The organism is Paenarthrobacter sp. CM16, assembly GCF_013179505.1.
In the GTDB taxonomy this organism is placed as follows: domain Bacteria; phylum Actinomycetota; class Actinomycetes; order Actinomycetales; family Micrococcaceae; genus Arthrobacter.
Map to the genome: position 1 here is coordinate 1 of NZ_JABMCX010000410.1, position 3,201 is coordinate 3,201.

The following is a 3,201-nucleotide window of genomic DNA, read 5'->3' on the forward strand; positions in this document are numbered from 1 at the left end:
ACCGCCGCCTTGCACACCTCCCGACCCTTTTCCCGGAGGGCGTTGGTCCCCGGGAAGGAATCGTCGCCCGGGTACACGTGAATTCCAATGAGCTGCGCTGAGTGTTCGGTATCGCAGGCTACTGCACGTGCCTCGCTGGCATTTGGATCAAAGTCGGCGAAGCAGTCACCTACTTGAAAGTCCTTTGAATTTGCATCACGGGGGAGCGGCCCCGGGGTAGCTGTGGCACTCGGAGTGGTGACGGCAGCTTCGGGGCGGGTTCCCAGGAGATTCAGCAGCACCCAAATCACCACGCCTATGAGAACAAGCACGCCAACCACGATGCCTCCGATGACCAAGCGTTGGCGCTTGACCGGATCACCGTTCGGCTCTGGTGGTGCATCCTGACCCGGATATGGCTGCTGGCCCGGATACGGCTCCTGCCCCGGGTATGGCTGCTGACCCGGATACGCGCTGGCGTACGTAGGGGCCTGCCCGCCAGACGGTGGCATGGCCGGATCCGGCTGGGTGCCCGGGTCCGGAACGAAGTCGGGGTCGAGTTCGGGTGCAGGATCCGGCTGTAGTCCCGACGGAGATGCCCAGGGCGCTGGCGGGGTTTGCTGGTTTGGGGAGCCATCCTGCTGGTGCGGGGCTGCGGCGGCCCGTTCCGGGTCCGGCAGGCCAGGAGCTTGTCCCGCAACCATTCCAGGCTGCTGTCCCCAGACGGGTTGTTGCCCAACCCCGGGCTCAGGTTGCTTGTCGGGTCCGGTCGCGGGCGGTTGCTCGGGCTGCTGGCCGCCTGATGCCCGGTCCGTTTGCCCGCCCGTCCCGGATGCCGGAGTATCAGCGCCGGCGGGTCCGGTTTTGGGCGCGGGAGGCACCCCGTCCTTGTCCTGGTCGCGTGGGGAACCATCGCGTGGTGGAGTGTTGTCCTGGCTCATTTTCCGGGTGTGCCTTCCTGCCGTGACGCCGCATTGAGGCAGACTCTACCCAATTTTTGGGCCCCGAGGGGGTGTTCGGCCGTGGTTTTGGCAGGAGTTCGGCCGGACGCGGGGTTGTGGTGGCGCGCGGGTACCCCTGAAAGCATGTAATCTAGACATACGACAAATTGACCAAACATTCCGGGGCCTCACCGATAGCCAAGGTGACCACCTCCGGTCCAAGTACAAAAGGGGGTCACGCCATGGGGCGCGGCCGTCAAAAGGCAAAAGCTACCAAGCAGGCTCGGGATATTAAGTACTACTCCCCGAACACTGACTATTCGGCACTTGAGCGGGAGCTCACGGGTCCGTCCAGTCGTGTCAAGAGCCACTTCCCCGACGATCCTCCGGAGCCGGACTATTCGGCTTATGAGGATAAGTACGCGGAAGATGATGACGACGAGGTTGACACCCGCCGGATCGGATAGCTGTCGCAACCAACAGGTGCCGTAGGCACTGAGTTGCGGACCGCCGTCGTACTTCAAGGTCATCGCGCATTTTCGGATGCCGTTTATCTTTTTGAAAAGGGCCCCCGGGGCACGCCATTCATTGGCGTACCCTGGGGGCCCTTTTTTGCGTAGGCTGGAGTTTCGAGCGCATCGAAAGGAACACCATGCCGGAGGCTGACAGTTATAAGCAAGGGACGCCCTGTTGGGTGGACCTTTCCTCCACTGACATCGAGGTTTCCCGGAAGTTCTACAGTGACCTCTTTGGGTGGGAGCTGGATGCCATGGACGCCGGGAATGGCATGACCTATTACATGGCCAAACTCAAGGGGCGCTACGTTGCCGGCATGATGCAGCAGATGCCCGATGCCCCGGAGGGGATGCCCTCCTACTGGGCCAACTACCTGGCAGTTGACTCCGCTGACGAGGCCGCCGGGCGAGTGGAAGCTGCCGGCGGAGCCCTTCTTTTCCCTCCTGACACTGTTCCAAACGGTTCAGGGCGTATGTTCTTCGCCACAGATCCCACCGGAGCGCAGATCGGTTTTTGGGAAGCCGGAAGCCATCCGGGATCGGGGCTGATCAACGAGCCTGGAACCATGATCTGGAATGAACTGCAGACCAACGATGTCCCCAAGGCCGTGGCATTCTACGAGGCGGTGACCGGCTGCACCAGCGAAACCGAGCCGGCCGGTGACCTGCAGGAGTACACGAGCCTTCTGGTTGATGGAAAGCGGATTGCGGGTGCGCTGAAGTTACCCATCGAAGGTCTGTCGCCGTTCTGGATGACGTACTTCAACGTGGAGGACATCGATGCCACCGTGGAGCAGGCCGTTGATCTGGGCAGCCACGTCATCGCCCCCGCGTTCGATGTGCCGGGAGTCGGTCGCATGGCAGTCCTCATGGACCCTGCAGGCGCGGCGTTCAGCATCATGACAGGCTTGGCAGCATGACTTCACGCAAGCACTACGCCAGCGGTGAGCCGTGCTGGGCTGACCTGCAGACCCGGGATGTGGCCGCGGCCAAGGATTTTTATCAGCACGTTTTCGGATGGAGCTTCAAGGACCTGCCCACTCCGGACGGCCGCAGCTATGCGCAGGCGTTCGTCAAGGATCAGTTGGTGGCGGTGATCGCCCCGCAGAACCCGATGCAGGAGGCGGCCGGAACGCAGGGCCAATGGAACATCTATATCGCCGCCACTGATACTGAGGAAATTTCCGATGACGCCGTTCATGCGGGAGGCAAGCTCCAGTTTGGTCCTGAGCCGGTCGCGGACACGGGCGTCCTGGCGTTCATTGAACCGCCCGGCGGTGGAACCACGGGTATTTGGCAGGCCGGGACACACGTGGGAAGCCACCTGTTCAATGAGCCTGGAGCGTTGGCGTGGGCTGAACTGCTGACGCCTGAGCCGCAGGCCGCCGTCGCGTTCTTTCAGGAGCTTTTTGGTCACGAAGTCACCGAATACCCGCAGGACGACGGCGGCAGCTACAGCACGTTGATGGTCAACGGTGACGAGGTGGCCGGCATTGTTCCTGCCGATGAAGACGAGGACGCTGCCTGGCAGATCTACTTCGGCGTCGCGGACGTGCGCAAGGCCGCAGAGGCCGCGGTGGCTGCAGGGGGAGAGCTCTTGGTCGAGCCGGAAGGCAAGCCTGAGACCGGCTCGCTGGCCACTATTCAGGATCCGCAGGGCGGAATCCTGAGCTTGATCCAGACGTAGAACCACGATCCAGACGTAGAACCACGTAGCAAAAAAGAGCGGCCGGGCAGTTCATCACTGCCCGGCCGCTCCCTTTATG

Annotated in this window: 3 protein-coding genes and 1 pseudogene; 3 read left to right on the plus strand and 1 reads right to left on the minus strand. The window is 62.3% G+C overall.

What is annotated here, in order from left to right; translation table 11 throughout:
* Window positions 1-920 (minus strand): annotated as a pseudogene (locus tag HP499_RS22575) (hypothetical protein); the annotation flags it as partial.
* 242 nt (window positions 921-1,162) lie between these two features.
* Here HP499_RS22575 and HP499_RS22585 point away from each other — a divergent pair.
* The 3 genes from HP499_RS22585 to HP499_RS22595 all read left to right on the plus strand — a co-directional run bounded on the left by HP499_RS22585 (window position 1,163) and on the right by HP499_RS22595 (window position 3,122).
* On the plus strand, window positions 1,163-1,387 hold the full coding sequence (locus HP499_RS22585; RefSeq protein WP_011776148.1) for a DUF3073 domain-containing protein: 225 nt from the start codon (window positions 1,163-1,165) through the stop codon (window positions 1,385-1,387).
* A gap of 185 nt (window positions 1,388-1,572) precedes the next feature.
* Window positions 1,573-2,355 (plus strand): VOC family protein, encoded by a 783-nt coding sequence (locus HP499_RS22590; protein WP_172326315.1) that lies wholly within the window; start codon window positions 1,573-1,575, stop codon window positions 2,353-2,355.
* Window positions 2,352-3,122 carry a VOC family protein gene (locus tag HP499_RS22595; protein ID WP_172326316.1) on the plus strand — a complete coding sequence of 257 codons (771 nt, stop codon included), beginning with the start codon at window positions 2,352-2,354 and terminating at the stop codon, window positions 3,120-3,122. The genes HP499_RS22590 and HP499_RS22595 overlap by 4 nt, the downstream gene beginning before the upstream one ends.
* The last annotated feature ends 79 nt before the right edge of the window (window positions 3,123-3,201 follow it).

Bases quoted from the DNA above. Each gene is read 5' to 3' on its own strand.
- HP499_RS22590 (WP_172326315.1), top strand. From the start codon at position 1,573: ATGCCGGAGGCTGACAGTTATAAGCAAGGGACGCCCTGTTGGGTGGAC.
- HP499_RS22585 (WP_011776148.1), top strand. From the start codon at position 1,163: ATGGGGCGCGGCCGTCAAAAGGCAAAAGCTACCAAGCAGGCTCGGGAT.
- HP499_RS22595 (WP_172326316.1), top strand. From the start codon at position 2,352: ATGACTTCACGCAAGCACTACGCCAGCGGTGAGCCGTGCTGGGCTGAC.